Here is a 17213-nt window from a genome sequence, read left to right as displayed (position 1 = left end):
CCGGCCTCGACGTCATCACCGACGGCGAGGTCCGTCGGCTCGACGGTTATGTGGACTCCTACTACGCGATCATCAAGGGCATCCAGGCGATTCCGGTACGGCGAAAGGTCGGCCCCTGGGGGTATGACCAGCAGACCCGCTACGAGGCGGTCGGGCGCATCGAGACGCCGGAGGGCGGGCTCGGCATCGTCAAGGAGTTCGCCTACCTCAAGGCCCACACCCCCCGGGCGACGAAGGCGACCTGCGCGGGGCCCCTCACCTTCGGCTCCCGGATCCACCCCGGGATGGTCTACAAGAGTGTGGTGAACGTGGCCGAGCGCTTCGCCGAGGTGATCAACGCGGAGCTGAAGGGCCTGGTCGCCGCCGGCGCCGACTTCGTCCAGATCGACGAGCCGGCCCGCGGCAACGTCTCCGGCCAGGAGATGGCGCGCCTGTTCAACAAGGCGACCGAGGGGGTCCGGGCCAAGCTGGCCTTCCACGTCTGCTTCGGGAACCGCTTCGGCCGCTCCCGCTTCAACCGGACCTACCGGCCCTACCTGCCCGGGCTCCTCGAGGCGCGCTGCGACCAGTTCGTCCTCGAGCTCGCCGGCCGCGAGATGGCCGAGCTCGACGTCCTGGCCCAGTACGCGCACGAGGGGCGGGAGCTCGGGGCGGGGGTCATCGACGTCAAAGGCTTCTACCCGGAAACGGCGGAGGACGTCGCCGATCGGATCCGCCGGGTCCTCAAGGTGTGGCCGGCCGAGCGGCTCTCCGTCAACCCGGACTGCGGCTTCGGCTGGAGTCCGCGCGCGATGGCGAACGGCAAGATCGCCGCCCTCGCCGCCGGCGCCCGCCTGGTCCGCAAGGAGCTCGGCGCGGGCTGAGCCACGACACGCTGGGCGCGGTCCTCACGTAGCAATCCCCAGCCCACCCGGCCGCCGATCGGCCCTTGACCGCATCGGCCACTCCCGGTACCGTTGCCGGGACGTCCTCGCAGCCTTCCGGATGAGAGATCTCATGGAGCCGGCACGGGTGTGGGCGATCGGGGTGGTGACAGCCGGTTTGCTGGCCGGTCTGGCGGGCCCCGGTCCCCGGGCGGCCACGGCCGGAGTGGTCGGTCGGGTCAGCGTCGCGAGCAATGGCAGCCAGGGAAACCACGCCAGCGCCGGCGGCGCTCTCAGCGCGAACGGCCGGTTCGTCGCCTTCCGGTCGGCGTCGACGAGCTTCGTCGGGAGCGGCTGCACCGGCGCGCTGGAGCACATCTTCGTCCACGACCGGCTCACCCGGGCCACTTCTTGCGCGAGCGTGAGCTCGGCCGGCGCCCCGGGCGACGCCGCCAGCAGTCACCCCTCGGTCAGCGCCGACGGGCGCATCGCCGCCTTCGAGTCCGCCTCCTCCAACCTGGCCGGACCCGACTGCGCGAACGGCGGCGTCTTCATCCGCGACCGAGCCATGAGCACCACCACCTGCATCAAGGCGACCGGCTTCGATCTGAGCGACGCCCAGAAGCCGGCGGTCACCGCCGATGGCCGCTTGATGGCCTTCGATTCGGAGGAGGACATCGCCGGCTGCCCCAGTGGCGGCTTTCGGCAGCTCTTCCTCTTCGGACCCGCCACCGGCGCGGTCACCTGCGCGAGTCGGACCGGCGCCACCGCGGGGAACGGCGGCAGCTTCCACGCCGCGGTCAGCAAGGACGGGCGCTTCATCGCCTTCGAATCGGACGCGACGAACCTGACCAGCCGCTGCACGGTGGCGGGCGGGTTTCTCTACATCTTCTTGCACGACCGGATCGCCAACACCACGGTCTGCGTCAGCGTGTCCACCGGCGGAGCGGCCGCCAACGCGCTCAGCCTGAACCCGTCGATCAACGCCGACGGGCGCTTCGTGGCGTTCGATTCCATCGCCACCAATCTGGTCGCGAGCGGATGCACGACCGGGACGAGTCAGATCTTCGTCCACGACCGGGTGGCCAGGGTGACCGCGTGCGTGAGTATCGGAAGCGGTGGAGCGGGGAGCCGCGCGAGCCAGCGCCCCGCGATCAGCGCCGATGGCCGGTTCGTCGTGTTCGAATCCTTGGCGACCAACCTCGTCGGAGGCGGCTGTACCGGCGGGATACGCCACATCTTCGTCCGCGATCGCGTCGCCAACACGACCACGTGCCTCAGCGTCGCCGCCGGCGGAGCGCCCGGGAACGGGGCCAGCCGGGCGCCGACGATCAGCGCGGACGGCCGGATCGCCGCCTTCGAGTCGGAGGCGACCAACCTCGTCGCGGGCGACACCAACCAGGCGAGCGACGTCTTCGCGAGCCGGCTCGCGACCGGACCGGCCTGGCTGCTCACCGGCCCGGGATCGGGCAGCACGCCGCTCCTTCGGGGCTTCGACGCCCTGGGTGGGCCGACGCTGCTGTCGCGCCTGGCCTACGCGGCGACCTTCCGCGGCGGCCTCAGCGTCGCGGCCGGCGACGTCAACGGCGATGGGGCGAACGAGGTCATCACCGGCGCGGGGCCGGGCGGTGCCCCCGAGGTCCGGTTCTTCGCCGGCTCACGGGCGGGCACCCTGAGCGGGAGCTTCCTCCCCTATCCATCGACCTTCGCCGGCGGCGTGCGGGTGGCCGCCGGGGATGTCGACGGCGACGGCCGCGCCGAGATCGTCACGGCGCCGGGCGCCGGGACGGCTCAGCCCGTCCGGATCTTCCGGCGGACGCCGGTCGGGGCCATCGTGCCGGTGGCTCCGACCTTCTTCCCCTATGGCTCCGCATATACCGGTGGAGTCCACGTCGCGGCCGGCGACGTCGACGGCGATGGGCGGGCGGACATCATCACCGGGCCGGGGCCCGGGAACCCCCTGCCCGTCCGCGTCTTCCGGCGCAACCCCAACGGCACGGTGACGCCGATCCTGGATTTCTTGCCCTACGGGCCCACGTTCCGGGGCGGCGTCTTCGTGGCCGCCGGGGATGTCGACGGCGACGGCCGCGCCGAGATCCTCGCGGGCCCCGGGGGCGGCAGCAGCGGCGCCGTCCGCGTGATGAAGCGGAACCCGAACGGGACCCTCACCGTCCTGGCCACCTTCTCCCCGTTCGGGTCGACGATCAGCGGCGGCGTCCGGGTAGCGGCTGGCGACGTCGACGGCGACGGCCGCGCCGACATCATCGCCGGCCGCGGGCCGGGGAACCCGCCGCAGGTCCGCGTCCTCAAGCGCAACCCGAACGGGAGCCTCGCCCCGTTGGCCTCGTTCCTCGCCTATCCCTCCACCTTCACCGGTGGCGTCTTCGTCGCCGGGCTACCCTGACGGGCCCATCGTCGAGGAGGTCTTCCATGGCCAGAGCCGGCACGATGCGGGCGGTGTTCTACGAGGGAGCGCAGACGTTCAGGCCGGGCACGGCGCCGGTGCCGGTGGCCGGCCCCGGCGAGGCGCTCCTGCGGGTACGCCGGGTGGGGATCTGCGGGACCGACCTCCACATCTATCAGGGGCATCTGGACCACCGGGTGCCGAAGGGCGGCATCATCGGCCACGAGACCGTTGCCGAGGTCGCGGAGGCCCCGGCCGCGAGCGGCTTCACTGCCGGGGACCGTGTCGTGGTCGAGCCGGTCCAGTCCTGTGGGAAGTGCCGGGCGTGCCGGATAGGCGCCGCCTACATCTGCTACGAGCTCAAGGTCCTGGGGGTCGACCTCCCCGGCGGGATGCAGGAGTACTGGACGGTGCCGGTCGAGCGCCTGCTCCGCGTCCCCGATTCGCTCTCCGACGACCACGCGGCGCTCATCGAGCCCCTGGCGGTCGCCACCCATGACGTCCGCCGCGCCGACGTCCAGACGCAGGACGCGGTCCTCGTGTTCGGCGGCGGACCGATCGGCACGCTGATCGCGCTGGTGGCGCGCCAGCGGGGTGCGCGGGTGGCCGTCGCCGAGGTGAACCCGTTCCGGGTAGAGATGCTCGACAAGCTGGGGCTCCAGCCGGTCGGACCGGGTCAGGACGTCGTGCGGTTCGCCGAGGAATGGACCGGGGGCGACGGCGTGGACGTCGCCTTCGAGGTGACGGGGAACCCGGCCGTGGTCCGCGTGATGACCGACGTGGTACGCGCCTGGGGCACGGTGAGCCTCGTCGCCATCCACGCCGCCCCGATGCCGGTCGACCTCTACCGCATGTTCGCCCGCGAGCTCACCATGCACGGCAGCCGCCTCTACGCGCGCGAGGACTGGGAACAGGCCATCGCCCTGGCGGCATCCGGCGCCATCCCCCTGGCTTCGCTCGTGAGTCGTCGGATCCCGCTCGGGTCGCTCCAGGCCGGGATGGAGCAGGCCCTCGGCGGCGGTCCCGTGATGAAGGTCCTCGTCGACGTGACGGCCTGAGCGATCAGGCCAGATCGCTACTCGCGGGCAGCCTCGAGGTAGATCTCGTTGTACTCGCGGTAGCGTCGCTCGCATCCGGCCTCGCAGTCCATGATCTGACGGGGCGCCGTGAAGCGCTCGCGGCAGCGGAGGCGCTCGTCGTCCATCTCGTCCATCTTCATGAGGGCCCAGCGGCGGCGGGCGGCCTTGGCCTCGGGGGCAAGCCCCTCGAGCCGTCCCTCGCGCGGCCCCGCGGCGGCGGCCAGACCCCGATCCGGCCTCTCCACCGCCGGCCCGCCGGCCACGAGCACGACGATGCACCCGGTGATCCACACTCGACGCATGACTGCCCTCCTCCTCGGCTCGGGTGTCACCGGAGGCTGACGGAGCGTATCGCCTCGTCCTCCCTCCCGCGGAGCGATCCGCGCGCCAGTCCGGATGCGCGGCCTCCGATCTCACCGAATGAGCAAGCGGCGTGCCCGATGTCGCGCCCGCGACGGCTCCTCCGGGCCTCGCCGGCACGGGACACCGCAAAATCGCGAAGCCAATAACCAGTAAAATCAGTGAGTTATGGGTAACGAGCTCAGTGTGGAGATTCGATCGAGTGTAAAATTGGGCCCTACTCGCCGCCGGTCCGGGCGAGGGCAGCGATCTTCCGATCGTGGTTCCGCGCGGGGGGATCCGCGTGAGTCCGAGCAGGAGGAGCAGCCATGAGTGAGCTGAACGTCGGCGAGCTGAAGGCGGTCGTCGAAGTGGTCCGGAAGATCGTGACCGACTGGGACGCCTTCGTCGGGTCCATGGAGACGCTCCACCGGGAGCACGAGCAGCTCCGCGCCGCCTGCGAGTGGCTGGGCCGAAACCATCACGAGCTGAAGGAGAGCTACGACCGCCTGCGCCAGGAGCACGATGAGACCGCGCGGGCGCTCGGGGAGCTCCGGTCGGCCCACACCGCGCTCGTCGAAGACCACGGACAGAAGGCTCGCGAGGTCTCCGAGCTCGGCGCGGCCCATGGCAGCCTGGTCGTGGAGCACGAGGGGACCACGCGCGCGCTTCAGGAGCTGCGCGACCGGTACGAGGGGCTGCTCCAGGACCGCCAGGACGCCAGCGACGCCCTCGAGGCCGTGCTCCGCCGCCTGAAGCCCTGACGGCGCGGCGCCCCCCCCGCCTCGCCCCGCTGCCTCGCCGGTTCTACCTCCGCCCCGCCCCCGCGGTCGCGCGCGACCTCCTGGGCTGTCTGCTCGTCTCGCGCCTGCGGGGCGCGCCTGCCGCCGGCCGCATCGTCGAGACCGAGGCATACCTCGGGCCCGAGGATGCCGCGTCGCATGCGGCGTTTCGGCCCTCCTCGCACACCCTCTTCTACGGCCCGGGTGGCGTGGCCTACGTCTTCCAGGCCTACGGGCTCCACGCCTGCCTCAACGCCATCACGGGCCCGCCCGGCGTGCCGGGCTGCGTCCTCATCCGCGCCCTCGAGCCGACCCGTGGCCTCGCGGTGATGGCGCGCCGCCGCGGCCTGCCGCTCGAGTCGATCGCCCTGACGAATGGCCCGGCCAAGCTCACGGAGGCGCTCGCCATCACCCTCGCCGACAACGGCCGCGACCTCGCGCGGGGCCCGCTCGTCATCCTGGCGCCCGAGCCGCGGCCTGCCGTCGCCATCGCCACCGGGCTCCGCGTCGGAATCACTCGCGCGACCGACCTGCCCCTCCGCTTCTGGATCCGGGGCAACCGTTACGTCTCCCGCCCGCGGCCCGAGGTGGGCGGTTGACACGCGCCGAACTCCCGTGCGATGGTGCCCGGCGTCGAGCCTCGCGACTCCCCGTCCTTCCCCTTCGAGCAAGGAGGAGCCATGAAGACCATGCGACGCCGTGACGTCCTCAAGGCCGGCCTCGGGGCCGCGGCCGCCGCCGGCCTCGGCTTCCCGGCGGTCCTGCGGGCCCAGGACGCGATCAAGATCGGCCACCTGACTCCGCGCACGGGCTTTCTCGGCGTCACCGGCGCCTACGCGTACATGGCCGCCCAGATGGCCGTGGACGAGGCCAACGCGGCCGGGGGCGTGCTCGGTCGCAAGATCGAGCTGATCAGCGAGGACACGCCCAACCCCGGCGTCGCGGTCACCAAAGCCCAGAAGCTCATCGAGCGGGACCGCGCGACCTTCCTCCTCGGCGAGATCTCGAGCGCTTCCGGGCTCGCCATCAGCGAGGTCGCCCAGCGGGGCAAGATCGTCTATGTCAACACCGGCTGGAACTCCGACGAGGGGCGGGGCGCGCGATGCCAGCGGTACCTCTTCCACGTGGAGGGGTGCAACACGATGTACACGAAGACCATCGGCCTCTGGCAGGCCCGCGAGGGCAAGATCAAGGGGGCCAAGTGGTATTTCCTCACGGCCGACTACGCGTTCGGCCACGACCTCTACCGCGTGTCGTCCAAGTTCCTCGGCGAGAACGGCGGCGTGAGCCTGGGTAACGACATGATCCCGACCGGCACCCTCGACTATTCCGCCTACATCCTGAAGCTCCGCACCATCAAGCCCGATCTCGTCTACCTGAACCTGGCGGGGACGGACCAGACGACCTTCCTCAAGCAGTACAAGGAGTTCGGGGCCCCGTTCCCGCTGGCCGGCGGGGTCATGGACACGAGCAATTTCTGGCCGGCCGGGCTCGACGCGCTCTCCGGATACTGGCAGAGCCTCTGGTACCACGATCTCAAGGAGAAGGGGTCCCCGGAGTTCACCGAGCGGTTCGTCAAGCGCTTCGGGAAGCCACCCGAGAACCAGGCCTGGGGCGAGTACGTCGGGATCCGCATCGTGCTGCAGGCCATCGCCGAGACCAAGAGCACCCAGAGCGCCGACCTCGTCCGGCACTTCGAGAAAGGGGCGAAGTTCGACATCCTCAAAGGCCGCGAGGGCTGGTTCCGGGACTGGGACCACCAGCTCCTCCAGACGATGTACGTCGTCAAGGTGAAGGACAAGGCCAAGTCGAAGGACCAGTGGGACATCTTCGAGATCGTCGAGCCGATGCCGCCGGCCGGCCAGTCCCTCGAGCTGATCCAGCCCACCAAGGCCGAGAACCCCTGCAACATGCCCCCCGTGTGAGGCATCCCTCTCCCCGACCGGGGGAGAGGACGGGGTGAGGGGGGCCGCGACAAGGCCGAGGGGTCCCCCTCGCCCCGCGTCGAGCCAGCCGTGCCCCCGATCTCGCCCATCATCCTGCTCGAGCACCTCGCCAACGGCCTGGTGGTCGGCGCCTATTACACGACCCTGGCCCTCGGGCTCTCGCTGATCTTCGGGCTCGGGGGCGTGATCAACCTCGCTCACGGCGCGTTCTACGCCCTCGGCGCCTACCTCGCCCTCGAGGCTCAGCGGCTGGCCGGCTTCGGCGGCGCGCTCCTGATCTCGCCGCTCCTGGTGGGGCTCGTCGGGATGGCGATCGAGACGACGTTCCTCCGCCGGCTCTACCGGGAAGACCCGCTCCTGGGGCTCCTCTTCACCTTCGGGCTGGCGATGGTGGGGGAGCAGGCCGTCCGGATCGTCTGGGGCGCCTCGGGGCACCCTTTCCAGATTCCGGCCGCCCTTCGCGGGTTCGTGACGGTCGGCGACTTCGTCTACTCCCGCTACCGGCTCGTCGTGATCGGGATCACCGCGCTGGCCATCGGGGGTCTCTGGCTCGCCCTCGAGAAGACGCCGTGGGGCATCGTGGTCCGGGCCGGGACGCGCGACCCCGAGATGGTCCGCGCCCTCGGTCTGAGCCTCCGCCCCTTCATGACGGCCGTGTTCGGGGTCGGGGTCGCCCTGGCCGGCCTCGCCGGCGTCCTGTCGGCGCCGCTGGCCGGGATCTACCCGGCGATGGGGAACGAGATCGGGACCGCCGCCTTCGTGGTCGTGGTGATCGGCGGGCTGGGGAGCTTCTGGGGACCGGTCGTCGCCGGCCTCCTGGTCGGGCTGATCCGGGCGCTCACGGTCCTGTTCTGGCCGCCGGCCGCCGAGGCGTCGATGTACGCGCTGATGGCCTTCGTGCTCCTGGTGCGCCCGCGGGGGCTGATGGGAGAACACTGGGCGCAGTTCGGCGCCGAGTGACGGGCGGTGTGACCCAATGCCCCTGATGCCGGGCCTCTGGCGCCAGCCGCTCGTCGCGCTGGCCGGCGGGCTCCTGGTCCTCCCCTTCGTGGTCGGCTGGTTCGGGACCACGGTGTCGGTGGCCAGCGAGATCGCGCTCTTCGCGCTGGTCGGCTTCGGCTACAACCTCCTCCTCGGCTACACGGGCCTCACCTCCTTCGGCCACGGGGCCTACTTCGGTCTCGCGGCCTATGCGATGGCGCTGACCCAGATCCACCTGGTCAAGGGGCTCGTCACCCCGCTCGCGGTCGGCGTCCTCACCGCAGCCGGGCTGGGAGCCGTCCTCGGGTTCTTCGCGCTGCGCCGGCGCGGCGTCTATTTCTCGCTTCTCACCCTCGCCTTCACCCAGATGCTCTTCTACATCGTCTTTCGCTGGACCGCCGTGACGGGCGGCGAGAGCGGCCTCGGCGGCATCGCCCGGCCGTCCCTCCTCGGGCTCGACCTCACCGACCAGCGGACGTTCTACTGGCTCACGGCCGCCGCCACTTATGCCGGAGCGGTACTGGTGTGGCGCGTCGTCCACGCCCCGTTCGGCACCGTGCTCCAGGCGATCCGCGAGAACGAGCGCCGGGCCGGCTTCATCGGCTACGACGTCGGGCGCTACACGTGGCTCGCCTTCGTCCTGGCCACCACGATCGCCGGGCTGGCCGGCGGCCTTCACGCCCTCCTCAAGCAATTCGTCTACGCGGATCTCGTCCATGTCACGATGTCGGGCGAGATCCTGGCGATGACGCTGGTCGGCGGGATGCGTCAGTTCCTGGGGCCGGCGGTCGGGGCAGCCTTCTTCGTCCTCTTCCGCGAGGTCCTCACGAGCTACACCGAGAACTGGCTCCTCTATTTCGGCCTCCTGTTCATGGCCTTCGTCCTCTTCTCGCCGGACGGGATCCTCGGGATCCTGCGGCGATTGACGGCGCCGCTCCGTCGCGAGGCGGAGGCGCTGGCGGCCATGGCCGGCCGGGTCGCCCCCCAGCCGCAGGCCGACGGAGTGAACGGCGGCCCGGCGACCGTCCCCGGCGAGGTGCTGCTCGAGGCCCATGGCCTGGTGAAGCGCTTCGGCGGCCTGGCGGCGGTGGACCGCGTCGATCTCGAGGTCCGGGCCGGCGAGCTCCGCGCGCTGATCGGGCCGAACGGCGCGGGCAAGACGACGCTGTTCAATCTCCTGTCGGGCCTCCTCCCGCCCGACGCCGGGACGGTTCACTTCCGCGGCCAGCCCATCACCGGGCTCGCTCCCCACCGCATCGTCGCGCGGGGCATCTCACGCTCGTTTCAGATCCTGACGATCTTCCGCGAGCTCACGGTCTTCGAGAACGTCCGGCTGGCCGTGCAGGCGCGGAGCCGGCATCGCCTGCACGGCTGGCGGCCCGCCGCGTCGTTCGACGACCTCACGCAGGAGGCCCGGAAGACCATCCGCCAGGTGGGCCTCGAGGGGCTGGAGGCCGCGGTCGCCTCGAGCCTCTCCTACGGCGGCCAGCGGCTCCTCGAGATCGGGATCGCCCTGGCGACCCGGCCGACCGTGCTCCTGCTCGACGAGCCGCTGGCCGGGCTCTCCCACGCCGAGCGCGAGCGGGTGGCCGCGTTCATCAAGGGCCTCGCCCGCCGTGTCACCATCGTCCTGATCGAGCACGACATCGACCGGGTGCTGGCGCTCTCCGACCGGATCACCGTGCTCCACTCGGGCCGGATCATCGCCGACGGGCCGCCGGCGGCGATCCAGGCCGATCCCGAGGTGCGCGCCGCGTACCTGGGCGGGCGGAAGGCGCAGCCGGCGGCGGCCGCGGCTGCGGCGCCGGCGCCCCCCGGCGAGCCGCTCCTGACCCTCGAGGAGGTCGACACCTTTTACGGGAAGAGCCACATCCTGCACGGGGTCTCGCTCGACGTGCGGCGCGGCGAGGTCGTCGCCCTGCTGGGCCGGAACGGGGCCGGCAAGACCGCGACGCTCAACACGATCGTCGGTCTTCGGCCGCCGCGCCACGGTCGCGTCACGTTCCGCGGCCGCGACATCGCGGGCGAGCCACCGGAGCGGATCGGGCGGCTGGGGATCGGGCTGGCGCCCCAGGGCCGGCGGGTCTTCCCGAACCTGACGGTGGCGGACAACCTCCGGCTGGCCCGCCTCGCGCGGCGAGACGGCGCCGGTGCGGGGTCGGACGGCGAGGCCCGGCTCCTCGATCGGTTCCCGAGGCTCCGCGCCCGCTGGCGCGCGCGGGCCGAGACTCTCTCGGGCGGCGAGCTTCAGATGCTCGCCATCGCCCGCGCCCTGATCGGCGACGTCCATCTCCTGATCCTCGACGAGCCGTTCGAGGGGCTGGCCCCGGCCGTCGTCGAGGAGGTCTACGCGACCGTGGCGGCGCTCCGGGGCACTACGGCGATCCTGCTGGTCGAGCACAACCTCGACCTGGCCCTGGCGCTGGCCGACCGCGTCTACGTGCTCGACCGTGGCCACGTCACCTACACGGGGCCGGCCCGGGACCTCCTCACCGACCTCGCCCTCCGCGCCCGCGTGCTGTGGTTCTGAGGGAGTCCAGGCCTCGAAACTCTTCCGCGCGGCCCTTCCGACTGGGGCCAGATTGACCAAGCAATGATGCATATGCAATGATATATGCGTGTATGAAATCCGCTTCGCGCGCGACGTGGAGAAGGATCTCAGACGGCTCACCGCGTTCCATCGGGGAAAGGTGCTCGAGACAATCGAGAGGCAACTGGTCGACGAACCGATGACTCCATCGCGGAATCGAAAGCTCCTGGTGAACCTCATACCACCCTGGACGGCAGAGCCACCGATCCGGGAGCTCAGGGTCGGCGAGCATCGCGTGTTCTACGACGTCTCCGTAAACGAGAACGTCGTCTACGTGCGGGCGATACGCAGAAAGCCGCCCGGGAAGAGAACAGAGGACATCCTATGAAGACCGTAACCGTGCGCGACCTTCAGAAGAAGGTTAAGGAATGTGTGGACGATGCCCAACACGACCGCGTGGTCATCACGCGGCGCGGGAAGCCCGCTGCGGTGCTGGTGGGGGTGGAAGGCCACGACTGGGACGCGGTCGTCCTGCAGACCGATCCCTCGTTCTGGAGACTGATCCGCGCCCGACGACGACAGCGAACGATGTCCTTTCGAGAGCTAAAAAGACGGCTGGCCGCGAAAAAGAGCTAGCCCTGATCGGCAAGAAATGGGTGGGAAGCGGAGATTCCCTGGTCGCAGGCGCAAAGGAATTGCCGATTGGGGCTAGCTCAAGAAGGGCGCCGTCCCTATTACCCTGGCGTGTCTTGATGCGGGCGTCCTTGAGGAGCGGTCGACGCCCGAGTCCACGCGCAGGAATGAAGATGATTGCGGCCGCGGTGAGCGCGGGCATTTAGGAAGAGGCAGGGACAAGAGGCCGGCCCTGGGGAGTCTCGACCGGCTCAGCTCCGGACGCGCTCGCCTTTCGGGTCCCAGAGGGGCTCGGCCGCCACGATGCCGTCGATCCACTCGCCGTAGACCTCGATGGCCACCGACGTCCCGGCGGCCGCCAGCTCGACCGGGAGGTACGCGTAGGCGATGCTGAGCCCGACCGAGTAGCCGAGCCCCCCGCTCGTCACCCGGCCGACGATGCGTCCGTCGGCGCGCACGGGCTCACCGCCCACAGCCACCGCGAGCGGGTCGGCGAGGGTGAGGCAGGAGAGCCGGCGCCGCACGCCCTCCGCCTTCTGCCGGACGAGAACCTCACGCCCGATGAACTCGCCTTTGCCCAGGCGGACGGCGAAGCCGAGGCCGGCCTCGTAGGGCGTGTCGTCGGGCGTGATGTCCGCGCTCCAGTAGCGGTAGCCCTTCTCGAGCCGCAAGGAGTCGATCGCCCGGTAGCCGGCGGCCACCAGGCCGTGGGGCCGGCCGGCCTCCCACAGGGTGTCCCAGAGCTCGAGCCCGTACTCGGTCGGGGCGTAGAATTCCCAGCCGAGCTCGCCTACATAGGTGACGCGGACCGCCAGGACCGGGACGCGGCCCACCGCGATCTCCCGGGCGGTCAGGTACGGGAACGCGGCGTGGGAGACGTCCGCCTCGGTCGCGGCGGCCAGGATGTCGCGGGCCCGCGGGCCGAAGAGGCCGACGCAGGCATAGCCGCCGGTGACGTCGGTGAGGTGCACGGAGCCGTCCCGGGGGAGGTGCCCGCTGATCCAGCCGCGGTCATGGGTGCCGAAGGCCGAGCCGGTGATGATGCGGAAGCGGTCGGGGCCGAGCCGCGTGATCGTGAAGTCGCACTCGATCCCCCCGCGCGGGTTCAGCATCGAGGTGTAGGTCACCGCCCCCACCGGCTTGTCCATGTCGTTGTCGGTCAGGAACTGGAGGAGCCGGAGGGCGCCTGGCCCGACCACTTCGAACTTCGCGAACGAGGTCTCGTCGAACAGGCCGGCCCGCTCCCGCGTCCCGATGTGCTCGGCCTCGATGGCCGGCGACCAGAAGCGTCCGGCGAAGCCGCGCGGCCGGCGGGCCTCGCTCCCGTGGGGCGCGTTCGACTCGAACCAGTTCGGGCGCTCCCAGCCGGCCTTCTCGCCGAACACGGCACCGAGTTCGCGGAGGCGCGGGTGCACCGGCGAGAGCCGCAGGTGTCGACCGGCCTCGCGCTCCTGGTTCGGGTAGCGGATGTCGTAGTAGGTCCCGTAGATCTCCCGGGCGCGCTCGGTCACGAGCCGGCGCGAGCGGTACTGGGCCCCGAACCGGCGGAGGTCCATGTGCCAGAGGTCGAGCCCCGGATCCCCGTCGGCGATCCACGCCGCGATGATCCGGCCGGCCCCGCCCGCCCCCGCGATTCCGTGGGCGCAAAAGCCCGCGGCCACGAAGAACCCCGCGACCTCGGGCGACTCGCCGAGGATGAACTCGCCGTCGGGCGTGAAGGCCTCCGGGCCGTGGATGAGGCGCACGACCTCGGCGCCGGCCAGCGCCGGGATGCGGCGGACCGCATTCTCCATGAGCGGCGCGAACTGCTCCCAGTCCGGCGCGAAGAGCCGGTTGTTGAAATCCGGGGGGATGCCGTCGAGGCCCCAGGGAACCGGGTTCCGCTCCCAGCCGCCGACCACCAGGCCCCCGACCTCCTCGCGGAAGTAGTCGAGCAGGTCCGGGTCGCGCATGACCGGCATCCGCGGGTGGACGCCCTCGATCGGCTTGGTCGTCAGGTACTGGTGACGGATAGGTACCATCGGGATGGTGACGCCCACCATCCGGCCGATCTCGGCCGCCCACATCCCGGCCGCGTTGACCACGACGTCGGCCCGGATCGGGCCGGCATCCGTCCGGACCTCGTGGACCCGGCCCTCCTTGACCGCGATGCCCGTGACCCGCACGCCGGTCCGGATCGAGGCCCCGTGCCGCCGCGCGCCCTCCGCCAGCGCCGCCGCCAGCCCGCCGGGGTCCAGGTGGCCATCGGTGGAGAGATAGACGGCGCCGTGAAGCCCGTCCACCGAGATCACCGGGAAGAGCTTGGCTGCCTCCTCCGGGCTCACCACCTCGAGCGGCAGCCCGAAGGTCTTGGCCCAGCCCGCCTGGCGGCGGAGCTCTTCCATGCGCTCGGCCGACGAGGCGAGGCGAAGGCTCCCCACCTCGTGCCAGCCGGGGTCGCGTCCGGTCTCGGCCTGAAGTCGCCGGTACAGCTTGACACTCCACATCATGAGGCGGGTCAGCGCCACCGAGGAGCGGAGCTGTCCGACCAGGCCGGCCGCGTGGAACGTGGAGCCGCTGGTGAGCTCGGCGCGCTCGAGGAGGACGACGTCTCGCCATCCGCGCGCCGTCAAGTGGTAGGCGACGCTGCACCCGGCGACGCCGCCCCCGATGATGACCGCCCGCGCGTGCTCGGCCATGGCCTCCTACTCTACGGCCAGTTCCGGAGGCGGTGTCCCTCGGGCACGCCCGGTCAGGCGCAATGGTCGGCGATCACGGCCCCGAACACCCGCGGGCAGGCCGACAATTCAGCAGGCCGGTCAGCAGGCCGGCCGGAGGGGGGGGCGGAGCCGTGCTCGCGGGCGAGGTCCAGCAGAGCCTCGCGGTTCCTCCAGGAAAACTCCGGGCCTTGAACGGAGTCACGCCGCCGGCGGTGACGCCTCCAGGTGGCCCCGCGAGGCGGGGTCCAGGCCCTCCAGCTGCCGTTCCGCCTCGCGCCGCCGCGCCTCGGCAGCCCGAGCCCGGGCGAGGGCCTCCTCGGCCGCGGCCTGGTAGGCGTCGGCCTCGGCCCGCTTGTAGGTCTCCTCCAGCTCCGCCTGCGCGATGTGGCGCAGCAGGCGCGCCTCCGGGAGGCGGTCGAGCGCCCGACGGAGAGCGCCCTGGAGATAGGTCGAAGTGATGCCGCCCGTCCAGTAGAGCACGTCCTCGCGCTTGCTCTGCGTCGTCTCGCGATCCGAGGCGACCGCGCCCCCGCCGTCGAGCGGAAAGAACACGAACCAGGCCTCCCATAGGCCCGCCGGCTGCTGGTCCGCGTATACGCGGGCGACGTAACGCTTGCCGTTGGCGGACTCGATCACGCTCGAGTAGTGGTGAATGAACTCAATCATGGCTCATCCTTCCTCGAGACACCGTCTCGGTCATCAGGGGCTGCCCGCCCGTCCCTGGGCCTATAGTAACAGGTCCCTCGTCCATGGACTCCGCCAGGCGCTCGCCGGCCCGGGGCGGCGCTATCGGCTGGCCAGCCCGAACAGGCGGCGGGCGTTCCCGGAGCGGATCAGCTCCTTCTCGGCCTCCGGGATCGGCAGGGCCTCGATCCGCCGGGCACAGCCCGCCATGTCGCCGATGGTGTGAGGGTAGTCGCTCCCGTAGAGGAGGCGCTCGGGCCCGGCCAGCTTGTAGGCCAGCTCGAGCGCATGCTCGTCGTAGCAGACGGTGTCGTAGTAGAGGCGCTTGAGGTACGTCGACGGGGCCTGGCTGAGGCGGGCTCGCGTCTCCGGGATGAAGCGGTGGCACTGGTCGAGACGCCCGGCGATGAACGGGAGCGTCGCCCCCGTGTGCCCGACGATCAGGGGCCACTCCGGGTAGCGCTCGAAGATACCGGCCAGGATCATTCGCGTGACCGCCAGGGTGGTGTCGATCATGAAGCCGATCGTCGGCACCAGCCCGTATCGATCCATCCCCATCGCCTCGACGCCGGGCGGCACGGTGGGGTGGAGCAGCACCGGGAGGCGGCGCTCGTTCAGGGCCGCCCAGAACGGCTCGAACCGCGGATCGTCGAGCGGCGTCTCGTTCACGTTGGCCAGCACGATGAGACCGACCATCCCGAGCTGGTCGACGGCGCGCTCCAGCTCCTTGAGCGCGAGGTCGACGTCCTGGAGCGGCACACTCCCCAGGCCCCGGAAGCGGTCCGGCCAGCGGGCGCACACATCGGCCAGGTGATCGTTCATGGCGCGGGCGACGGTCTCGGCCGCCCTGCCGTCGGCCCAGTAGCAATTCGGGCAGGTGTAGGAAAGCAGCTCGATCGCGACGCCGACCTCGTCCATGGCCCGGAGGCGCATCTCGGGATCGAACATGGCGTCGGTGAGCCCCAGGAAGCGGGCGCCCTTGCGCAGGACGATGGTGCGCCCCTCCGGGTCCCGGGCGGTCTGGTAGCGGTGGCCTCCATACGAAGCCAGGAGTTCCACCCACGTCTTGGAGAGGATGTGGTTGTGGACGTCGATCAGCGCCATGGCTGACTCCTTTCGTGCCGTCCCCGCCGCCGGGGCTTCGGAGGCGGGCCGCCGGTGCCGAGGAGGACGACCGTCATGGGCGCCATGATATCAACGCGTCGTTCGACGGACCCTCCCTATTGCCCTCCGCTGCCCTCTCGCTCGAGCCATGCGCGAATCGTATGTCGTCACGAACCCCGCGAGAAAGATCGAGGCCGCCAATACCACGGCCACCTTGGTCCAGCGCGGCGGGCGCAACACCGTCACAGGAGCCTCGCTGGCCGTGGCCCGCCTCTGCTCCATGGCCGCGATGGTGTCGCGGATGAAGCCGCGGCCTACCGACGCCTCGGGTCAGACCCCCAACGCCCGGCCGTGAAAGCTCAACGCCGGGTCGCCCGGGTCATTGGGCGGCGTCGGACGCCGGCGCGCCCATTCCGGGCGGTCAGGCCGCGCCGTTGAGCTTCTCGAGATACCGGGTGAGCTTGGTGACCTCTACGTACTCGTCCGGCCGACCGGCGAATGTCAAGCGGTATCCACGCTCGGCATCGCGCCTCCATGCCACGATCAAACCGGCCTTGTAGGCGCCGATCAGTACAGCCCGATCACCTGGCGGGCATTCTACCGGATCGAGAGGTCCAGGAAGTGCGACCTTCGTACGCTTCGGTCTCAACATTTGCGCTCCCTCACCGGCATATTCCGGCCATTCGCCCGACGACGAGCGCCATGAGAGGCGAACCGCGCGAGCTCTCTTCGGGTGCCGGTGAACCAGATGGACGGGACGGACGCGCGGAAGGTCTCTGCAGGCGAGGACCCGAGCCTCATCTCTGGACCTCAGTATACCCCATGCCAGCCGCGGAGGGAACCGGTTTCGGGCGCTTCCCGCCGGCTTGACACATGGTCTGCTCCTCGTGGCCGGCCTCCGGAAAGCATCCGGCCGGACCTCGCGCATAGCGCACCGCGGGCGAGTCGCGGTCAGCCCCGCGCTTCTGCTACACTTGGACTGCGATGTCCGACGACGCCCCGAAGAGCGCGTACGAGCTGGCGATGGAGCGCCTCCGGAAGAAGGACCAGGAGGCCGGCGCCGACGATCGTTCCCTCACCGATGCGCAGAAATCCGCCATCGCCGACGTCCGCCAGTTCCACAAGGCCAAGAGCGCGGAGCTCGAGATCCTCCACCAGGCGGCGCTGCG

16 protein-coding genes are annotated in these 17213 nt (G+C 70.9%); 12 read left to right on the top strand and 4 right to left on the bottom strand.

What is annotated here, in order from left to right:
- The 3 genes from VGW35_24960 to VGW35_24950 all read left to right on the top strand — a co-directional run.
- Nucleotides 1–863: methionine synthase (locus VGW35_24960; GenBank protein ID HEV8310925.1), on the top strand; the 863-nt coding region annotated here is incomplete at its 5' end.
- A gap of 133 nt (nt 864–996) precedes the next feature.
- Nucleotides 997–3267, top strand: a complete 2271-nt coding sequence (locus tag VGW35_24955) for an FG-GAP-like repeat-containing protein (GenBank protein HEV8310924.1) — start codon at nt 997–999, stop codon at nt 3265–3267.
- A gap of 26 nt (nt 3268–3293) precedes the next feature.
- Nucleotides 3294–4325: an alcohol dehydrogenase catalytic domain-containing protein gene (locus tag VGW35_24950; GenBank protein ID HEV8310923.1), complete on the top strand. Its 1032-nt coding sequence runs from the start codon at nt 3294–3296 to the stop codon at nt 4323–4325.
- A gap of 17 nt (nt 4326–4342) precedes the next feature.
- Here VGW35_24950 and VGW35_24945 read toward each other — a convergent pair whose 3' ends face one another.
- Nucleotides 4343–4648, bottom strand: coding sequence for a hypothetical protein (locus tag VGW35_24945; GenBank protein HEV8310922.1), 306 nt, complete (start codon nt 4646–4648; stop codon nt 4343–4345).
- Nucleotides 4649–5014: 366 nt separating this feature from the next.
- On the opposite strand from VGW35_24945, the gene VGW35_24940 reads away from it, so the two are divergent.
- The 7 genes from VGW35_24940 to VGW35_24910 all read left to right on the top strand — a co-directional run bounded on the left by VGW35_24940 (nt 5015) and on the right by VGW35_24910 (nt 11560).
- Complete coding sequence (locus tag VGW35_24940) at nt 5015–5449, top strand: hypothetical protein (protein HEV8310921.1); 435 nt, start codon at nt 5015–5017, stop codon at nt 5447–5449.
- Entirely contained in the window at nt 5446–6066 is a 621-nt protein-coding gene (locus VGW35_24935) for a DNA-3-methyladenine glycosylase (GenBank protein HEV8310920.1), read from the top strand. Before VGW35_24940 ends, VGW35_24935 begins: the two co-directional genes overlap by 4 nt.
- 81 nt (nt 6067–6147) lie before the next feature.
- Nucleotides 6148–7392: an ABC transporter substrate-binding protein gene (locus VGW35_24930; protein ID HEV8310919.1), complete on the top strand. Its 1245-nt coding sequence runs from the start codon at nt 6148–6150 to the stop codon at nt 7390–7392.
- A gap of 99 nt (nt 7393–7491) precedes the next feature.
- Nucleotides 7492–8373, top strand: a complete 882-nt coding sequence (locus VGW35_24925; protein ID HEV8310918.1) for a branched-chain amino acid ABC transporter permease — start codon at nt 7492–7494, stop codon at nt 8371–8373.
- A 25-nt stretch (nt 8374–8398) separates the two neighbouring features.
- Entirely contained in the window at nt 8399–10924 is a 2526-nt protein-coding gene (locus tag VGW35_24920; protein ID HEV8310917.1) for a branched-chain amino acid ABC transporter ATP-binding protein/permease, read from the top strand.
- Between the two features lie 88 nt (nt 10925–11012).
- Complete coding sequence (locus VGW35_24915; protein HEV8310916.1) at nt 11013–11312, top strand: type II toxin-antitoxin system RelE/ParE family toxin; 300 nt, start codon at nt 11013–11015, stop codon at nt 11310–11312.
- Nucleotides 11309–11560, top strand: coding sequence for a type II toxin-antitoxin system Phd/YefM family antitoxin (locus VGW35_24910; GenBank protein HEV8310915.1), 252 nt, complete (start codon nt 11309–11311; stop codon nt 11558–11560). The genes VGW35_24915 and VGW35_24910 overlap by 4 nt, the downstream gene beginning before the upstream one ends.
- Before the next feature lie 248 nt (nt 11561–11808).
- Here VGW35_24910 and VGW35_24905 read toward each other — a convergent pair whose 3' ends face one another.
- The 3 genes from VGW35_24905 to VGW35_24895 all read right to left on the bottom strand — a co-directional run bounded on the left by VGW35_24905 (nt 11809) and on the right by VGW35_24895 (nt 16044).
- Nucleotides 11809–14235 carry an FAD-dependent oxidoreductase gene (locus VGW35_24905; GenBank protein ID HEV8310914.1) on the bottom strand — a complete coding sequence of 809 codons (2427 nt, stop codon included), beginning with the start codon at nt 14233–14235 and terminating at the stop codon, nt 11809–11811.
- A gap of 219 nt (nt 14236–14454) precedes the next feature.
- Nucleotides 14455–14922: a hypothetical protein gene (locus tag VGW35_24900; protein ID HEV8310913.1), complete on the bottom strand. Its 468-nt coding sequence runs from the start codon at nt 14920–14922 to the stop codon at nt 14455–14457.
- Nucleotides 14923–15042: 120 nt separating this feature from the next.
- Nucleotides 15043–16044, bottom strand: a complete 1002-nt coding sequence (locus tag VGW35_24895) for an amidohydrolase family protein (protein ID HEV8310912.1) — start codon at nt 16042–16044, stop codon at nt 15043–15045.
- A gap of 148 nt (nt 16045–16192) precedes the next feature.
- Here VGW35_24895 and VGW35_24890 point away from each other — a divergent pair, with 148 nt between their 5' ends.
- Together VGW35_24890 and VGW35_24885 are read left to right on the top strand one after the other, a co-directional pair.
- Complete coding sequence (locus VGW35_24890; protein ID HEV8310911.1) at nt 16193–16399, top strand: hypothetical protein; 207 nt, start codon at nt 16193–16195, stop codon at nt 16397–16399.
- A 629-nt stretch (nt 16400–17028) separates the two neighbouring features.
- Nucleotides 17029–17213 (top strand): hypothetical protein (locus tag VGW35_24885; protein HEV8310910.1); only part of this gene is annotated, 185 nt, incomplete at its 3' end.

It is taken from the genome of Candidatus Methylomirabilota bacterium, from assembly GCA_036005065.1.
Classification (GTDB): Bacteria; Methylomirabilota; Methylomirabilia; order Rokubacteriales; family DASRDR01; genus DASYQW01.
The sequence above is the reverse complement of the archived record's forward strand: the minus strand, read 5'-3'. Positions and strand labels throughout refer to the sequence as shown.

Bases quoted from the DNA above. Each gene is read 5' to 3' on its own strand.
- VGW35_24955 (HEV8310924.1), top strand. From the start codon at position 997: ATGGAGCCGGCACGGGTGTGGGCGATCGGGGTGGTGACAGCCGGTTTG.
- VGW35_24950 (HEV8310923.1), top strand. From the start codon at position 3,294: ATGGCCAGAGCCGGCACGATGCGGGCGGTGTTCTACGAGGGAGCGCAG.
- VGW35_24945 (HEV8310922.1), bottom strand. From the start codon at position 4,648: ATGCGTCGAGTGTGGATCACCGGGTGCATCGTCGTGCTCGTGGCCGGC.
- VGW35_24940 (HEV8310921.1), top strand. From the start codon at position 5,015: ATGAGTGAGCTGAACGTCGGCGAGCTGAAGGCGGTCGTCGAAGTGGTC.
- VGW35_24930 (HEV8310919.1), top strand. From the start codon at position 6,148: ATGAAGACCATGCGACGCCGTGACGTCCTCAAGGCCGGCCTCGGGGCC.
- VGW35_24920 (HEV8310917.1), top strand. From the start codon at position 8,399: ATGCCGGGCCTCTGGCGCCAGCCGCTCGTCGCGCTGGCCGGCGGGCTC.
- VGW35_24910 (HEV8310915.1), top strand. From the start codon at position 11,309: ATGAAGACCGTAACCGTGCGCGACCTTCAGAAGAAGGTTAAGGAATGT.
- VGW35_24905 (HEV8310914.1), bottom strand. From the start codon at position 14,235: ATGGCCGAGCACGCGCGGGCGGTCATCATCGGGGGCGGCGTCGCCGGG.
- VGW35_24900 (HEV8310913.1), bottom strand. From the start codon at position 14,922: ATGATTGAGTTCATTCACCACTACTCGAGCGTGATCGAGTCCGCCAAC.
- VGW35_24895 (HEV8310912.1), bottom strand. From the start codon at position 16,044: ATGGCGCTGATCGACGTCCACAACCACATCCTCTCCAAGACGTGGGTG.
- VGW35_24890 (HEV8310911.1), top strand. From the start codon at position 16,193: ATGCGCGAATCGTATGTCGTCACGAACCCCGCGAGAAAGATCGAGGCC.